Origin of the sequence: Micromonospora profundi (assembly GCF_011927785.1) — a bacterium.
In the GTDB taxonomy this organism is placed as follows: domain Bacteria; phylum Actinomycetota; class Actinomycetes; order Mycobacteriales; family Micromonosporaceae; genus Micromonospora; species Micromonospora profundi.
The window spans coordinates 6,139,371-6,155,772 of sequence record NZ_JAATJK010000001.1; the positions used below are offsets into that span (position 1 = coordinate 6,139,371).

Here is a 16,402-nt window from a genome sequence, read left to right on the forward strand (position 1 = left end):
AGGGGGCAATCCGGGCTACGCGGCAGAGTCGTCCGGAGAAGAATGACTGATTCGGTGGCTGCCCGGAGCGGGGGAGAGTGAGCCCTCCAACCGCTAGGGGAAGAGGGCCGCTGTGAGCGCCGAACTGAAGGTTCTGTCCGTCGGCTACGCGGGCGAGAGGGTCGCCGGGACCGTCACGCTGATCCGCGACCGCGACTTCATCGCCGTGATCGATCCCGGAATGGTGGCCGATCGCTCGATGATCCTCGACCCGCTCGCCGCGGCGGGAGTCGACGCCGACGAGGTGACGGACGTCGTGTTCAGTCACCACCACCCGGACCACACACTCAACGCGGCGCTGTTTCAGAACGCCCGCTTCCACGACTTCCAGGCGACCTACCAGAACGACCTGTGGTTACCTCGCCAGTTCGCTGACGACTCGGACTTCAGCAGGCTCTCCGACGCGGTACGCCTGGTGCGGACGCCCGGGCACACCGCCCAGGACGTCACCACGCTCATCGAGACCGATGATGGGCTGGTCGCGTGCACGCACCTCTGGTGGTCGGAATTCGGCCCGCTGGACGACCCGTTCGCCGTTGACCGCGACGTGTTGCGGGCCTCCCGGGAGCGGGTGCTGGCCATGAATCCGACGCTGATCGTGCCGGGCCACGGCCTGCCGTTCACGCCGGACACCAAGACACCTTTCTAGGTCGACGCCATGCGACGGGCCGTCATGTCGTGCACGTCCTACGCCCTGACTTCGGTGCGGGACGCGCTCATCGCCGGTGGGGTCTCAGCTGTGGACACCAGTGGCACAGCTCGTCACCGGAATCGGAGGGAGCATGAGGTGCACCAGAGCGCACAGCAACAGGCAGCAGGACGAGGGCTCTTCCGACTCCTCGTCACCCTCACCGATCGGCTACCGCAGGACTTCGTCGAAGCGCTCAGAGCCCGGCTCGCAGGAGGTCACGAGGTCGAGGTCGCGCAGGCGATCGTGTTCGCGGCCGTCGCTGGGCCAGTGCCGTTGACCGAGCGGGACATCGATCTCCTGATCGCCACGCTCGCCGGCGCGGGCGAGGACACCACAATGGCGATGGTCATCGAACGCTGTAGTTTCGCGAAGATGCGGGACTAGGCCAGTGGCGGCGGCCGTCGAGTCTCAGCGAAGCGCCGCGGTTCCCTGCGCCACGGGAGACGCTGGATCTACCCGGGGCGTGTCTGTGCTCGCCGTCACCCTGCCGCCGGGTCACCGCCATGCGACGACGTCAGATGATGGATTGGGAGCATGATGTCCACCTGGATCACCACCCCGATCAGCACGGACCTCCTGCACGGCGCGCTCGACGTGCAGCGCACCGCCCGTGGGCTGCTTCCGCACAGGTTGCCCGCCTGGGCACGTGCCCAGTACTCCGACGGGCAGCTCGCCATGGTGGAGGCTCAACCCGCCGGCGTGCACCTGGCCTTCCGTACCCGTGCCACTGCCGTCGAGCTGGACACGCTGCCCACCCGGCACGCCTACATCGGCCTGCCGGGCCGCCCTGACGGTGTTTACGACCTGCTCGTCGACGGTCGGCTGACCGACCAGGCCAGCGTCACCGGCGGGGACCTGGTGACCATCGACCCGGCCAACGGGACCGTGGAGCGCCAGTCCGGTCCGCCCGGCACCGTCCGGTTCACCGGCCTGCCCGACGGGGTGAAGGACGTCGAGATCTGGCTGCCGCACTACGAGACCACCGAACTCGTCGCCCTGCGCACCGACGCCCCCGTCGAACCCGTACCCGACCGGGGGCGCCGGGTCTGGCTGCACCATGGCAGCTCCATCAGTCAGGGCTCCAACGCCACCAGCCCCACCGCCACCTGGCCCGCTGTCGTGGCGTCCCTCGGTGGCGTCGACCTGCTCAACCTCGGCTTCGGCGGCAGCGCGCTGCTCGACCCGTTCACCGCCCGCACCATGCGGGACACCCGAGCGGACCTCATCAGCGTGAAGATCGGCATCAACCTGGTGAACGCCGACCTGATGCGGCTGCGCGCCTTCACCCCGGCCGTGCACGGCTTCCTCGACACCATCCGGGAGGGCCATCCCACCACGCCGTTGCTTGTCGTCTCCCCGATCTACTGCCCCATCCACGAGGACACCCCCGGACCGGGCGCGTTCGACCTCACCGCACTCAGTACCGGACAGCTGCGCTTCCGAGCCACCGGCGACCCGGCGGAACGGGCGAGCGGCAAGCTCACGCTCGGTGTCATCCGCGACGAACTGGCGCGGATCACCGCCCAGCGGGCTGCCGACGACCCGAACCTGCACCTCCTCGACGGCCTCGACCTGTACGGCCCGGCCGACTTCGCCGAGCTGCCGTTGCCCGATCAACTCCATCCAGACACCGCCACCCACCGACGCATCGGCGAACGCTTCGCGAAGCGGGTGTTCAGCGTCGACGGTCCCTTCGCGGGCCCCAGCTCCTGACGGACCGGGTGAACCGGTGAGGAGGGGATCCAACCGTGAGACGCTGGCGATGCCGAATGAGCATGAACACCGCCAGTTCCGTCTTCGACCGCATGCCGGATCCCTGTCAGGGTCGAGTCCTGTCCGACCGGCGCCGCCGCGCCGGACCTCACGACACCGACAAGGAGTGATCATGGCGCTTGCGACACGCCGTCTGGTGGGCGCGCTGGCAGTGGTGTCACTTGCCGCCTGCGGTCCCGCCGATGCTGCCGGGCAGCCGACGCGGACCCCTGCGGCAACGGCGAGCCCGTCCACCGCCGCCGCTGACCGGGACCACGAGTTCCGGCGGCTGGAGGAGAGATTCGACGCGCGGCTCGGGGTCTACGCGATCGACACCGGCACTGGCCGGACCGTGCAGTACCGGGCCGACGAGCGGTTCGCGTACGCCTCGACGTTCAAGGCGTTGGCCGCCGCCGAGGTCCTCGACGAGACCACCGACGCCGAGCTGGACAGGGTGGTGCGGTACTCGGCGGACGACCTGGTGACCTACTCGCCGATCACGGAGCAGCACGTCGCTGACGGCATGACGCTGCGCGCGATCGCCGACGCGGCCGTGCGCTACAGCGACAACACCGCCGGCAACCTGCTGTTGCGCCAGCTCGGCGGACCACAGAAGTTCGAGAAGGAACTGCGCGAGATCGGAGACAAGGTCACCGATCCGGAGCGCTACGAGACCGCGCTCAACGAGGCCAAGCCGGGTGACCGGCGGGACACCAGCACCGCGCGGGCCCTTGCCGGGTCCCTGCGGGCGTACGCGGTCGGCGATGCCCTCGAGTCGGCGGACCGCGACATCCTCAACGGCTGGCTGCGGGGCAACACCACGGGCGACGAGCTGATCCGCGCCGGTGTTCCCGACGGCTGGGTCGTCGGGGACAAGACCGGGTCCGGCGGCTACGGCACCCGCAACGACATCGCGGTGATCTGGCCGCCGGATCGGGCGCCGATCGTCCTCGCTGTGTTGTCCAGCCGTGACGAGAAGGACGCCGACTACGACAACGCGCTCATCGCGAGGGCAACTGAGGTCGTGATCGCCGCGTTGTGACGGTCTGCCGGTGCGGGCGTCCGGGTCGCCAGCTGACTAACTCCACCAGGGCAGGGTGCCCGTGCGGAGGTGGTCGTGCAGTGTCCGGGCGACCTGCGCCATCGTCGCCTCGCTGGCTGGCTGGGCGGCGGCGGGCACCCGGGAGGCGGTGAGCGCGGCGACAGCGTACGACTGACCGTCGGCGTGGTCCACCACCCCTATCTCGTGGCGCAGGTGCAGCAGGGTGCCGGTCTTTGACGACCAGCGGGACGCGTCGGAGGTGAAGTCCGGGGCAAGCCGCTGCCGGTGCAGGTTGTCGCCCAACAGGGCACGTACCCGATCGGCGGTGGCTTCCTGGATCGTCGACGGGCGCCAGAGGGCGTGCAGCAGGTCGACGTAGGCCCGGGCCGAGCCGGTGTTGGCGCGGGTGACGTCGAGTTGGGCGACCGGGTGACCCTGTCCGGGGGTCCCGGCGCCGATGGCGAGGGAATGGGCCAGGTGTACGTCGTCGGGGCCGAAACGCTCCGCAGGCGTGTCGGCGAGGTCGCCGACCCGGTGTCGTACGGCGATGCCCTCGATGCGCAGTCGCCGCAGCTCGGCGGCGACCTCAGCCGGCGGGACGAGGTCGAACAGGGCATCGGCGGCGACGCCGTCGCTGATGGAGGTGCTCAGGTAGAGCAGGTCGTCCACGGCGATCCGCGCGGGATGGCGGAAGCGGCTCAACCCGGTCGGGCCCGGTGTGGTGATCCGACCGGGCGGGACGTCGACAGGTGTCGCCGGGTCGAGTTCCCCGCGCGCGATCCGTTCGAGCACGGCGACCGCCAGCGGCACCTTCGCCAGCGACGCCGCCGGGTACGGGGTGTCCGCGTCGAAGCCGATCTCCTCGCCGGTGTCGAGGTTGCGGACCAGGAACGCGCCGCGCAACCCCGCCTCGTCGAGCAGGTCCTGGGCGTTGCGGACGACTGCGACGGCGCTCACGCGGAATCTCCTGTCGTGCCGGCCCTGGCCGGCTCCGGGTGCACATCGGGCGCGCCGAGGCATCGGGCGATGTCCGCGTACAGGACCGTGCTGAGCTGATCGAGGTCCTCGCGTACGCCGGCGGCGACGTCGTAGCCGCGTAGGAGCCGTGGGCCGACGAGGGGGCACCAGTGCAATCCGAAGTCCTCGGCCTGTTGACGGGAGCAGAGCAGCAGGTCGGGGGAGCCGAGGGCCGCTGCCGCGGCGTCCACGAGGGACGGGGCGACCGTCACCTGGGCCGGCACCAGGCCGGCCGACTGGCCGGCACGGGTCAACGGGTCCCGCAGGTGAGCGACGTCGTCCTCGGGTTGGATCAGGACCCGCCTGCGTGCCTGCGTGCGGGCCCGGCCGCTGCGCAACGTCTCCAGGAACACCGTCGGCGCCGGGAAAGGGGTCCGGGCGGCCAGCCCGAGCTGCACCTGCCAGGACGCCCCCGCCTCGGGAACCGCCACGATCCCGGCACCGGCCTCCAGGGTCTGACAGAGCCGGGCGCGCTCCGACGGCCCGGCCGGCCGTACCTCCAGGTGGATCCGCTGCCGCCGCGCCGCGACCACCAGATCGGCGAGGCGGCGCGGCGGGCAGATCTCGGGTACGGCGACCCGCAGCGGACGCAATCGCGCACGCTCGGCGTCGTCGCCCATGGCATCGGCGAGGTCGACCAGGCGCCGGGCCGACGGCAGCATGTCCTGCCCGAACGACGTCAGCCGCACCGCGCGGGACGACCTGTCGAACAACCGCGCCCCGAAATGCTCCTCCAGTGCGGCGATGCGGCGACTGGCGACCGACTGGGGAATACCCGCCGCGGCGGCCCCGGAGGTGAAGCTGCCGTGGCCGCTGACCGCCACGAAGGCCCGGCAGGCGGCGACGACATCCACCCACCGAACGTATCGCGGCCGCGTGCCGCCCTGAACGGCAGCCGACGGGCGACGTCTTCTCGCGGAGCGTCTCGGATCATCCGCCCCGTCTGAGAGCAGGCAGCGTTTACTGCGCGATCGCGGTCGCCTCCAGTTCGACGAGCACGTCGGGCTCGAAGAGGTAGTCCACGCCGATCAGCGACGCCGGCGGAAGGGGCCAGGGCAGGCCGAGTTCCTCGACGACCGACTCGATCCCGGCCATGAACGGCCCGATCTTCTCGGGTGCCCAGTCGGTCACGTAGAAGGTCAACCGGACCACGTCCTCGAATGAGGCGTCGGCTCCGGCGAGGGCCCGGCCGGTGTTGCGCAGCGCCTGCGCCACCTGCCCGGCCAGGTCGCCGGGAGCAACGGCTGTGCCGTCGCCCAGGCGTGCGATCTGACCGCTCACGTGAATGTGACGCGACCCGGTAGCCACCGCCACGTGAGCGTAGGGCGTGTGCGGCTGAAGACCGTCGGGGCTGAAGCGGGTGACAGGCATCGTGTCTCCTCTGGTGGAACCAGCTAGGTTTACTATTGATACCTAGTTGACGAAGGACACTTCAAGGAGACCTGGTTTCATGCGCGATACCACCCCCGCCCGGGCCAGCGAGCTACGTATCGACGCGCCTCACCGCGAGCTGCTCGACCAGGTGTTGGACAAGTGGTCGCTCAGCGTTCTCAACGAACTGTGCGAGCGCCCGAGCAGGTTCAACGAGCTGCGCCGGGCGGTTCCGGCGGTGACGCAGAAGTCGCTCACGGCGACGCTGCGACGACTCGAGCGCAACGGGATCATCGAGCGCCACGTCGTAGCTACCCGCCCGGTCGCCGTGGAGTACCGGATCACCCCGCTGGGGAAGACCCTGCGTGCACCGATCGACACCCTCCTCGAGTGGGCGGACGCGTACATGCCGCAGATCGAACACGCCCGCACGGCGTTCGACGCCCAGATCGACTAACGAGGATGGGCCGCGACCGCGGTGCTACGCGTACGGGTCCGCTGGCGGCGAACTCGTCGAGCACCGCGGTCACCGCGTCATCGGGCGGGGGTGCGGAGCAGTCGCTCGACCACGTCGCTGAGGGTGGTCACCGCCGGGCCGTCCGGTGTGGTGACCACCACGAGGTGGTGGCGGGTGTTCCGCATCCTGGCCAGGGCTTCGTAGACGAGCGTCGAGCCGTCCAGCACGAGAACGTCGCGCATCACCTCGCCAGCGGTCCGGTCGTCCGGTTGGTCCATGGTGTCGCGGACGTGCACCACGCCGACGGCCGCGCCGTCACGCAGCACCACCACCCGCAGGTGGCCCGTGGCGCGGGCCGTCGCGCGGACGGTGAGCACCGTGTCGGCCGCTTCGACCGAGGTCAACCCGCGTTCCGGGCCGGTGAGGTCGGCCAGGGTGAGCTGGTCAAGATCGAGGGCATCGGTGAGTTGCGCGGAGTACGACGCGTCGAGCGCACCGACGTTCGCCGAGTGCTCGACAAGGTGCCGCAGGTCGGCGGCGTTCTGGCCGGTGGCGATGGTGTCCCGGGGCTCGACGCCCACCCGGCGCAGGCACCAGTTCGCGCTGGCGTTGAGGGCACGCAACACCGGGCGGGTGAGCCACATGAAGCCGCGCATCGGGATCGCCAGGAAGATGGCGGTCTTCTCCGGGTGCGCGATGGCGTACGACTTCGGTGCCATCTCCCCCACGACAAGGTGCAGGAAGGTGACGACCAGCAGCGCCAGCGCGAACCCGACCGCGTCGGCAGTCCAGCCCGGCGCGCCCCAGGACAGAAACACGGGGGTCAGCGCGTAGTTGACGGCTGGCTTGGTGACCGCGCCGAGGCCGAGTGCGCAGGCGGTGATGCCGAGTTGGCAGCCGGCCAGCAGCACTGTCAGCTCGTCGAAGCTGCGCACCGCTGCCCGGGCCGACCGGCTGTGCTCGGAGCGCGCGTCGAGGCGGTGCCGGCGTGCCGCCAGCAGCGCGAATTCGGCTGCCACGAAGAAGGCGCTGAGCACGATCAGCACTACGGTGACGGCCACCACGACCCAGGGGTTGCCGATCACCGGTTCTCCTCCGTACGTAGCCGGACCAGCGACGGGACGTGCCGTTCCAGCTCCATCACCTCGAGTGTCAGGAACACCGCGTCGAGGCTCAGCTCAGCCGTGGCACCTGGGGCAGGTAGCTCGCCGATCAGTTCGATGACCAGGCCGGCGAGGGTCTCGCTGTCCGATTCGGGTAGGTCGTGCCCGATGATGCGTTCGACCTCGTCCAGTGGCAGTTGGCCGGCAAGTTCCCAGGCGCCGTCCGCCGGCCCGACCGGCAGCGTGGCCACTGTGGTGTCGTCGTGTTCGTCCTCGATCTCCCCGACCAGCTCCTCGGCAAGATCCTCGACGGTGACCACGCCGGCCAGCCCGCCGTGCTCGTCGAGCACGCAGGCGAGCTGGGCGCGCCGCTCGGTGAGGGTCTGCACGACCCGGGGCAGCGGCATCGACGTGGGGACCAGCACCGGTGGCCGCATGATGTCGGCGACTGTGCGGGCGGCGTCGCGGTCGACAGCGAGCAGGTCGGCGAGGTGCACCACTCCGATCACGTCGTCGCGCTCGTCGAGCACCGGGTAGCGCGAGTGGCCACCGGCCATCGTGGCCCAGAGTTCCTGGGTGGTCAGGTCGGGCTCCACGACATCGACCCGGGCCCGCGGAACCATCGCGTGGGCGGCGTCACGGTCGGGGAAGTCGAGCACCCTGTCGAGCAGCATCGACAGCTCGGCGGGGAGATCACCGGAGTCGCGGGACTCGCTGACGATGTATTCGAGGTCGCGGCGGCTGGCAGCGTGTTCCACGTCGTGCACCGGCTCCATGCCGAAAAGGCGCAGCAGGGCATTGGAAGACTTGTCGAAGAAGGCGATGATCCAGCCGAACACCCGCAGGTAGACCTGGGTGGAGCGGGCCAGCCAGACGGCCACCGCCTCGGGTCGCGAGATGGCGAGGTTCTTCGGGAACAGCTCGCCGAACAGCATCTGTACGAACGTCGAGAGCAGCAGCGCGCTCACAGTGCCGACGACGATGCCGACACCGGTCGGGACGCCGACGCCGCCGAGGGCTGTGCCGAGCGACTTGCCGACCAACGGTTCGGCGACGTACCCCACAAGCAGGGCGGTAACGGTGATCCCGAGCTGGGCGCCGGACAGCATGAACGACGTCCGCCGGGTCACGTCCAGTGCCCGACCTGCGGCCTTGTCACCCGCCGCCGCGCGGGCCTTGAGCCGCGACCGGTCGACGGCCATGTACGCGAATTCCTGCGCCACGAAGTAGCCGGTGGCTGCCGTGATCACCAGGATCACCAGCAGCCCCAGGAGGAGGCTCAACACCCACACGTCGTCGCGCTCCTGCTGTTTGTCGCCTCAGATGAATCAGGCCCGCGCCAGCGGGCCAAAGGTCTCAGGCGGTGGTCTGCGCCCATCAAGGTCGTGCTCCTCCTCGTACCGACAGTGCCGGAAGCTTGGCACGGCTTTCTGGAAGCAACCTGGTAGCTCCGCTGCTAGCTGACCAGGAAAAACGTGTTCCGATCGCCGCCAGGCTGGATCAGCCCGCGTAGCCCGATGTGAGCTGCGCGGCACCTGCGAACTTTGCCCCGGGCGCGCCGTCATTACCTGAGCGACGACGCATACGCGCCTGATCGGAGACGCCAAGTGATGGCCTGGATCACCCGCAAGCTCGCCTTGACCCCTGCCCGTCGTCACCCGGTCAGATCGCATTCCCGACCGTCGACGGAGAGGCCGCCCGTGATCGACCTAGGCTCGTACGCCGTGGTGCGACAGGGGTATGCGAAGGGCCGCGTGGCAGCGCGGCATCGGGCCGTGACCGTGACGTTGGCACTGGAGCTCGTTCTCGTGCTGCTCGGCTGCGGCGCGGCGTGGCAGGTCGCAGCCGGCGGTGGGGCGCGTCAGGCAACGGCGACCGGCCTCCTGGGCTCCGATTTCGTCGACATCAGCTTCGTCGCGCCCGGCCCGACCTCGCCCGCCACGGCGCCCGGCGCGGCGACCGGCACCTACACCTGGGACTGCGGCCGCAACGAGAACGGCCACCGCAACACCGCAAACATCGTGGTGGCGCCCGGCTTTCCCGGGCAGCCGCATCACGTGCACGACTACGTGGGCAACCTCTCCACCGCCGTCGGCTCGACGCCGAAGACCCTCTCGGCCGCGGGGACGACCTGCGGCAACGGCGACCGGTCGACGTACTTCTGGCCGGTGCTCCGTACGGTCGGGCCGATGGACGCCGGGGAGCACGCCGTCCACGGCGGCGAGATCCAGGTGCCTGTCGACGTGACGCTCGCCTTCTCCGGCAACCCCCGAGGAAACGTCGTGCCGATGCCGCAGCAGCTCGCCGGCACGGTCGGGGACGCGGTGGCTTTCACGAACGGTCCCCAGAAAGCAGCAGCGACCTGGACCTGCTCCAGCACCCCGGAGCGCCGCACCACCGCGTACCCCCGGTGCCCGGCCGGTGATCAGGTGCAGAGGGTCTTCGACTTTCCGAGCTGTTGGGACGGGCGGCAGGTGGACAGCGAAAGCCACCGCGCGCATCTGGTCTTCCCGTCCCCTGACGGCTCCTGCGCCCGCAACACGTTTCCGGTGCCGCAGCTCCGGCTGACAGTGGCGTACGACATCGCGCCGGATGCCCTGTTCCGGATCGACGCCTTCGAGGGCCAGAACAACAGCCCGCTGACCGATCACGCGTTCTTCGTCAACCTGATGCCGGAGCCCCTGATGGCGAAGGTCGTGGACTGCCTCAACAGCGGGCAGAGCTGCCAGGACGATTGACCGTACGCCGAGGTGGTCGTACCTCACTGAGGACGCGCTACCTCGAACCGGCCGTCGGAGGACACCACCGTGACCGTGATCGTCTTCGGTGCGCCGGCGACCTGCGCGGAGCAGGAGAAGCGGCTGCCCACAGTGACCGGCCGGCCCGGCGGGCAGGTGACGAGGTCGGCGTCGAGCAGGTAGTCGTCACGCAGCACCGACAGCACCCCCTGCTGCAACGCCGCTGTGTCGAAGACCTTCTTGTCGAGGAATCCGGGCCGGGTCAGGCCCAGCACGGCCACCAGCGCCACCACTGCCACGACCGGGCCGGCAACGGCGATCACGAGTCGCCGGGAGAAACGCCGCCGACGCTCAGGGGGCGCCGTCGAGCCGGTGGACGCCGGGCCCCACTGCGCCGGTGGTGCCGGTGCCCAGCCAGGGGCGGGCGTCGGGGAGTCGCCGTCGGATCCCCGGTACGAACTGGTCAACGTCGTCTCCTCCGGATTCAGGGGGCGGTGGGCGTGGTGACCACCTCGGGCAGGGAGGTGGTGCGGTCACCGACCGGACTGATCGCGAACCAGGTGCCACCAACCCCCTGGCCGTTGATGTCGCCCGGCTTGGCGTCCTTGTCGAACAGGTAGACGGGCCAGCCGTCGATGGTCACCTGGCAGGTGCCGTCGGCCCGCTCCACGTAACCGACGAGCTTCGGGTTGATCCCACTCGGGTAGATCTGCCCGCCCCCCTTGACGAGAAGTGGCGGCCACGTCTTCGCGCAGTCGCCGTTGCAGTTCGACTTCGACGGCTTTGCGGTGTCCTTGTCGAACCGGTAGAGCGTCCGGCCCTGCCCGTCGGCGACGTACGTGCCGATGTCTTCGGACGCCGTCGCGTTCAACTGGATGATGTTGCTGCCCCGCCCGGTGTCGGGTGCGGGCGTGAGGGGGACGTCGGACGGGCCGCTGTAGATCCGTACGCGACCCTGGGTCTTCGCCACCGTCGGCGCCGGCTGCGGGGCCGACGGAGCGTCGACCACCTCGGGTGTCGTGTCGGCGCCGACGGTCGGGCTCGGCGCGGTCGCCTGTGACGCGGCCGCTGTGGCCGGCGCCGCTGGTCCGGTCGTGGCGTCATCACATGCGGCCAGGACGGCCACGCTTGCCAACGCGATCGCCGTCCGGGCGATCCGGCTGTGCAACAGCATCTCTGTTCCACCTCGTGTTCGGAGGACCGTGCCCGTGCGCGCGGTCCGGCACCCACACGGTGCGGTCGGCGAAGTGGTTCACCGTCGGGATCGGACGAGTCTGCCGTCACGAGGTCGCACCCTGCGCTGAACCGTTTCGGGCCAGCGTCCGTGTGGGTGGCGGCACCAGCGAAGGGCAGCCCAGGAATGACCGCCCGGAGCCGGCGAAACGATGACACGAGGGGAGCGCAACGTGGCCACGTACCACATCGTCAGCGAGGACATCGAGGAATCTTCGACCTGGCTGAAGCAGAACATGCAGACGCTGCTGGACGGGATGAACCAGGCCAAGAGCAAGATCGACACCCTGATCCAGGGTGGCTACAACACCCCGGCCGCGCAGCAGAAGTTCGGCCCGTACTTCGACGAGTACAAGGGCAGCGTCGACCAGACGCTGAACGGCATGGAGGGCATCAGCCAGTACCTCTCGCAGGTCAGCACCGCGTTCTCCGACACGGACAACCAGACCGGGGCCAGCCTCGGCCGCTGAACGACCGGCCGGACCCGGGGCCGCGTGGTGATTCGCTCACCACGCGGCCCTCGGCCGTTTCCTCCGCCGGACCATCCGACCAGGAGAATCTCGTGCGCCTGCAGCTCACCGTTGCGGATCCGTCCACCGCCGTCATCGACTACCAGATCGAGGCTGCCCCTGACACCACCGTCGGGGAACTCGCCGAGGCGCTCGCCGCGCGTCGGCCGGAGCCCGCCGGCACACCGCCGACGATCTTCGTCGCCGGTGCGCCGCTGGATCCGCGACTCACCTTCGCCGAAGCCCCGCTGCGGCAGGGCACGGTGCTCGGCCTGGACCGCCCGGTGCCCGAGGCGTCCGCGCAACAGCCGGGTCTGATCGAGGTACGGGTGGTCAGCGGCACCAACGCCGGTGCGGTCCATCAGCTCGACCTCGGTGAGCACACCATCGGCACCGCCAGCACCAACCGCGTACGCCTCACCGACCCCTCGCTCGCCTCCGTCGTGGCGTCGGTGCGGGTCACCCCCGACGGAACGTGCCGTGTGCGACCGGTCGGACCCGGCCTCCTGCTCGACCGGGTCGAACTCGACGACGAACAGGCGTGGCCACCCGGCGGTCAGCTCGCCGTCGGATCGTCCCTGCTGGAGCTGCGCAAACCGCTCCGGGCGGAGGCCGCACTGCAGATCTCCGAGGATCGCACCGGCCTTGACTACAACCGCCCGCCCCGGTTGCTGCCGGAGGCCCGCACCACCCAGTTCACGCTTCCCACACCACCGTCGCCTCCGGAACGGCGACCGCTTGTGCTGATCACGGTGCTGGCACCGCTTGTCGTCTCCGGAGCCGCGTACCTCATCACCGGCAACCCGCTGACGCTGCTCTTCGCCATCCTGTCGCCGGTGGCGCTGATCGCCGGTCAGGTCGGCGCCCGACGCCAGGGAAAAGTCAGCTACCGTACGCGGCTCGCCGACTACGAGGCCAAGAGGGAGCGGATCAGCACCGACGCGCACGAGGCACTGACCGCCGAGCGGCTGGCCCGGCGGGATAACTTCCCCGACCCCGCCGCCGTACGGCTGATCGCTGTGGGACCTGAGCGCCGCCTGTGGGAACGGCGACGCACCGATCCCGACTTCCTCGAACTGCGGGCCGGCAGCGCCGACCTCCCGTCCGAGGTGTTGCTCCGGGATCCGAGCCAGGACGAACACCGCCGGGAGGTCCGGTGGAGCGCCCTGGACGTGCCGGCGACAGTGCCGCTCCGCAAACACGGCGTGGTCGGCATCGCCGGTGACGCCGCCGCCCGGGTGACAGCCCGCTGGATGGTCGCGCAGGCGGCCACCCTGCACAGCCCCGAGGACCTCCAGATCTACCTGCTCGCCGGCGCGGGCGACGAGGAGGGCTGGTCCTGGGTCGGCTGGCTACCGCACGTGGCGCCGCGCGACGGCCAGGGCACTCTCGCCACCGTCGGAACCGACACTCAGACCACGGCCCGACGGGTTGCCGAACTGGTCGCCGTGATCTCCGCCCGCGCCGCCGAACGGTCCGACGCGGCCTTCCGCGACATCCTCGTGGTGCTCGACGGGGCACGCCGGCTGCGTTCCCTGCCCGGGGTGACGCAGATCCTGCGGGAAGGACCCGCCGTCGGGGTGTACGCGATCTGTGTCGACGCCGAGGAGAAGCTCCTGCCGGAGGAGTGCCAGGCCGTCGTCGCCGAGCAGACCGACGGCTCGCTGCTGGTGACCCGTACGCTCGCCGCGCCGATCCCCGGCGTGCATCCGGACCTGCTCTCGACGGAGTGGCTGCGTACCGTTGCCCGCGCGCTCGCGCCGCTGCGTGACACCGGCGGCGCGGACGACGGCGCCGTACTGCCGGACGCGAGTCGGCTGCTCGACGTGCTCGGCATGGAGCCGCCGGAGCCGGACGCGGTGGCGGCCAGGTGGACCACCGGAGGCCGGACCACCGAGGCGGTGCTCGGCGTCTCGCTCGACGGGCCGTTCGCGCTGGACCTGAAGCGGGACGGGCCGCACGCCCTGGTCGCCGGCACCACCGGATCCGGCAAGTCGGAGCTGTTGCAGACCCTCGTCGCCTCGCTCGCCGTCGCCAACCGGCCGGACGCGATGACCTTCGTGCTTGTGGACTACAAGGGCGGCAGCGCGTTCAAGGACTGCGTCCGGTTACCGCACACCGTCGGCATGGTCACCGACCTCGACACGCACCTGGTGAGTCGGGCGCTGACCTCGCTCACGGCCGAGCTGCGGCGGCGGGAGCACATCCTCGCCGAGGCGGGGGCGAAGGACATCGACGACTACGTCGACCTGCTGCGCCGCGAACCGACACGGACCCCGATGCCGCGACTGTTGATCGTGATCGACGAGTTCGCGTCGATGGTCCGCGACCTGCCGGACTTCGTGACCGGGCTTGTCAACATCGCGCAGCGGGGCCGGTCGCTCGGCATCCACCTGGTGCTGGCGACCCAGCGTCCGGGCGGGGTCGTGTCGCCCGAGATCCGGGCGAACACCAACCTGCGGATCGCGCTGCGCGTCACCGACACCAGCGAGAGTCAGGACGTGCTGAACGCCCCCGACGCCGCCTCGATCCTGAAGTCGACGCCGGGCCGGGCCTTCGTACGCCTCGCGCAGTCGTCGCTGGTGCCGTTCCAGGCCGGGCGGGTCGGCGGGTTCCGCCCGGGTGCCCGCGTCGACGTCCGGCAGCCGCCCTGGCTCGCACCCGTCTCGTGGACGGACCTCGGCCGGCCCGTACCCACCCGCCCTGGCGTGAAGGCGGAACCATCCGCCGAACTCACCGACCTCGCCGTGCTGGTGGAGGCCGTCCGGAGCGCCAGTGAGCAGTTGGCCATCCCGCCGCAGCACAGCCCGTGGCTACAGGCACTGCCGGACACGCTCACCGTCGACGCCCTTCCCCCGCCCCGCGGCAGCGGCTACCACCTGGCCCCGGTGGCGTACGGCCTTGTCGACCTGCCGGCCCAGCAGGAGCAGGCGCCGCTGGAGCTGGACCTGGGGACGCTGGGGCACCTGCACATCATCGGTTCGTCGCGCAGCGGCCGGTCCCAGGCGTTGCGGACGATCGCCGGCACCGTGGCCCGCACCCACTCCACAGCAGACGTCCACCTCTACGGCGTCGACTGCGGCAACGGGGCACTGCTCGCCCTCGCCGAGCTGCCGCACTGCGGTGCTGTGGTGCAGCGTACGGAGGCCGAACGGCTCGGTCGCCTGTTCACCCGACTCGTCGCGGAGCTGGGACGTCGTCAGCAGCTGCTCGCGTCCACCGGCTCGGCTGGGCTCGTGGAGTACCGGGCCGGCGTGGCCGGGGCCGACCGGCCGCCGCACATCCTTCTGTTGCTGGACCGGTTCGAGGTCTTCGACAAGACGTTCGCCGACTACGACAACGGCAATGTCATGGCGGCCCTCCTGACTCTGCTGCGCGAGGGCGCCGGCGCAGGCATCCACGTGGTGCTGGCCGGTGATCGGAGCATGTTCACCACGAGGATCTCCTCGACCACGGACGACAAACTTGTGCTTCGGCTGAGCGAGCGCAGCGACTACAGCATGGTCGGCATCAACTATCGGCAGCTGCCGGACGAGATCGGAACGGGCCGGGCGATCCGGGCGGTCGACAGCGCGGAGGCGCAGATCGCCCTGCTCACCAATGACAGCTCCGGTCAGGGGCAGGCCCGCGCCATCGCCGCTATCGCCGAGGCGGCGCGGCTGCGGGACGCCGAGGTCGGCGCCGCCGCCCGCCCGTTCCGGATCGACGTACTGCCGGACGAGCTGACCCTGGCGCAGACCAGCGGCCTGGCGCGGCCCAGCAGACCACTATGGACGATGCTGGGGGTCGGCGGGGACGAACTCTCGGCAATCGGCCCGGACCTCGGGACCAATTCCACGTTCATCCTGGCGGGACCGCCACGCTCGGGGCGGAGCACGACACTGCTCACGATGGTCGCCGGTCTGTTGACGAAGGGGACACCCGTGGTGATCGCGGCACCCCGCCGGTCGCCGCTGCGGGACCTCGCCGGCCTGCCCGGCGTACTCGACCTGGTGACGAGCGAGAACTTCACCTCCGCCGGGCTGGCGGCGGCCCTCGACGGTCGTGCCGGACCCGCCGTTGTCGTCCTGGACGACGCCGAGCAACTGCTCAAGTGCGATGCCGGCAGCGACCTCGGTGACATCGCGCGGGTCGGAACGGAGAAGGGCCTCGGCCTGATCATGGGGGGCTCGATCGACGGGCTCTCCAGCGGTTTCGGCGGCTGGCACGTCGACGCCCGCCGGAACCGCCAGGGAGCGCTGCTCAGCCCGCAGGGCCTCGGCGACGGTGAGCTGATCGGCGCAAAGCTCTCCCGCGGCCAGCTCGGCGGCGGGCGGCCGGGCCGGGTGCTCGCGCATTTCGGCGACGGCAAGCTGCATCTGGTGCAGGTGCCCCGGACCGAGCCCGCTGTGCTGCGAGAGCTGCTGGGCGGGGCCGGCGAAGCCGCGTAGACGCCACCGATCCGGACTCC

The 16,402-nt window shown here is 70.5% G+C and carries 15 protein-coding genes; 8 read left to right on the forward strand and 7 right to left on the reverse strand.

The window, feature by feature from the left end:
- The first annotated feature begins 112 nt into the window (after positions 1-112).
- The 4 genes from F4558_RS27460 to bla all read left to right on the forward strand — a co-directional run bounded on the left by F4558_RS27460 (position 113) and on the right by bla (position 3,524).
- The gene (locus F4558_RS27460) at positions 113-688 is read left to right on the forward strand and encodes an MBL fold metallo-hydrolase (protein WP_167946572.1); all 576 of its coding nucleotides are present in this window, start codon (positions 113-115) and stop codon (positions 686-688) included.
- 138 nt (positions 689-826) lie between these two features.
- On the forward strand, positions 827-1,114 hold the full coding sequence (locus tag F4558_RS27465; protein WP_167946574.1) for a hypothetical protein: 288 nt from the start codon (positions 827-829) through the stop codon (positions 1,112-1,114).
- Between the two features lie 150 nt (positions 1,115-1,264).
- Positions 1,265-2,443 carry a GDSL-type esterase/lipase family protein gene (locus F4558_RS27470; protein WP_209273419.1) on the forward strand — a complete coding sequence of 393 codons (1,179 nt, stop codon included), beginning with the start codon at positions 1,265-1,267 and terminating at the stop codon, positions 2,441-2,443.
- A gap of 172 nt (positions 2,444-2,615) precedes the next feature.
- The gene (bla, locus tag F4558_RS27475; RefSeq protein ID WP_053652298.1) at positions 2,616-3,524 is read left to right on the forward strand and encodes a class A beta-lactamase; all 909 of its coding nucleotides are present in this window, start codon (positions 2,616-2,618) and stop codon (positions 3,522-3,524) included.
- A 36-nt stretch (positions 3,525-3,560) separates the two neighbouring features.
- Here the strand turns inward: bla and F4558_RS27480 are convergent, their stop codons facing one another.
- From F4558_RS27480 to F4558_RS27490, 3 genes are all read right to left on the reverse strand, one after another.
- On the reverse strand, positions 3,561-4,481 hold the full coding sequence (locus F4558_RS27480; protein ID WP_306273201.1) for a serine hydrolase: 921 nt from the start codon (positions 4,479-4,481) through the stop codon (positions 3,561-3,563).
- Positions 4,478-5,395: a LysR family transcriptional regulator gene (locus tag F4558_RS27485; RefSeq protein WP_167946578.1), complete on the reverse strand. Its 918-nt coding sequence runs from the start codon at positions 5,393-5,395 to the stop codon at positions 4,478-4,480. Before F4558_RS27485 ends, F4558_RS27480 begins: the two co-directional genes overlap by 4 nt.
- Before the next feature lie 106 nt (positions 5,396-5,501).
- Positions 5,502-5,912, reverse strand: a complete 411-nt coding sequence (locus F4558_RS27490) for a RidA family protein (RefSeq protein ID WP_167946580.1) — start codon at positions 5,910-5,912, stop codon at positions 5,502-5,504.
- Between the two features lie 79 nt (positions 5,913-5,991).
- Between F4558_RS27490 and F4558_RS27495 the strand changes: the two genes are divergently transcribed.
- Positions 5,992-6,369, forward strand: a complete 378-nt coding sequence (locus F4558_RS27495) for a winged helix-turn-helix transcriptional regulator (RefSeq protein WP_053651437.1) — start codon at positions 5,992-5,994, stop codon at positions 6,367-6,369.
- A 77-nt stretch (positions 6,370-6,446) separates the two neighbouring features.
- Here F4558_RS27495 and F4558_RS27500 read toward each other — a convergent pair whose 3' ends face one another.
- Entirely contained in the window at positions 6,447-7,454 is a 1,008-nt protein-coding gene (locus F4558_RS27500; RefSeq protein ID WP_231639850.1) for a hemolysin family protein, read from the reverse strand.
- Entirely contained in the window at positions 7,451-8,755 is a 1,305-nt protein-coding gene (locus F4558_RS27505) for a hemolysin family protein (RefSeq protein ID WP_209273420.1), read from the reverse strand. Before F4558_RS27505 ends, F4558_RS27500 begins: the two co-directional genes overlap by 4 nt.
- Positions 8,756-9,247: 492 nt before the next feature.
- Here F4558_RS27505 and F4558_RS27510 point away from each other — a divergent pair, with 492 nt between their 5' ends.
- The gene (locus F4558_RS27510; RefSeq protein ID WP_312877403.1) at positions 9,248-10,210 is read left to right on the forward strand and encodes a DUF1996 domain-containing protein; all 963 of its coding nucleotides are present in this window, start codon (positions 9,248-9,250) and stop codon (positions 10,208-10,210) included.
- A 23-nt stretch (positions 10,211-10,233) separates the two neighbouring features.
- Here the strand turns inward: F4558_RS27510 and F4558_RS27515 are convergent, their stop codons facing one another.
- Positions 10,234-10,677 carry a DUF4333 domain-containing protein gene (locus F4558_RS27515; protein WP_167946585.1) on the reverse strand — a complete coding sequence of 148 codons (444 nt, stop codon included), beginning with the start codon at positions 10,675-10,677 and terminating at the stop codon, positions 10,234-10,236.
- 17 nt (positions 10,678-10,694) lie between these two features.
- Positions 10,695-11,384 (reverse strand): hypothetical protein, encoded by a 690-nt coding sequence (locus F4558_RS27520; RefSeq protein ID WP_082377090.1) that lies wholly within the window; start codon positions 11,382-11,384, stop codon positions 10,695-10,697.
- Between the two features lie 232 nt (positions 11,385-11,616).
- On the opposite strand from F4558_RS27520, the gene F4558_RS27525 reads away from it, so the two are divergent.
- Together F4558_RS27525 and F4558_RS27530 are read left to right on the forward strand one after the other, a co-directional pair.
- On the forward strand, positions 11,617-11,913 hold the full coding sequence (locus F4558_RS27525; RefSeq protein ID WP_167946587.1) for a WXG100 family type VII secretion target: 297 nt from the start codon (positions 11,617-11,619) through the stop codon (positions 11,911-11,913).
- 92 nt (positions 11,914-12,005) lie between these two features.
- A complete protein-coding gene (locus F4558_RS27530; RefSeq protein WP_167946589.1) occupies positions 12,006-16,382 on the forward strand; it encodes a type VII secretion EssC family protein in 4,377 nt (1,458 codons plus the stop codon).
- Positions 16,383-16,402 lie beyond the last annotated feature (20 nt).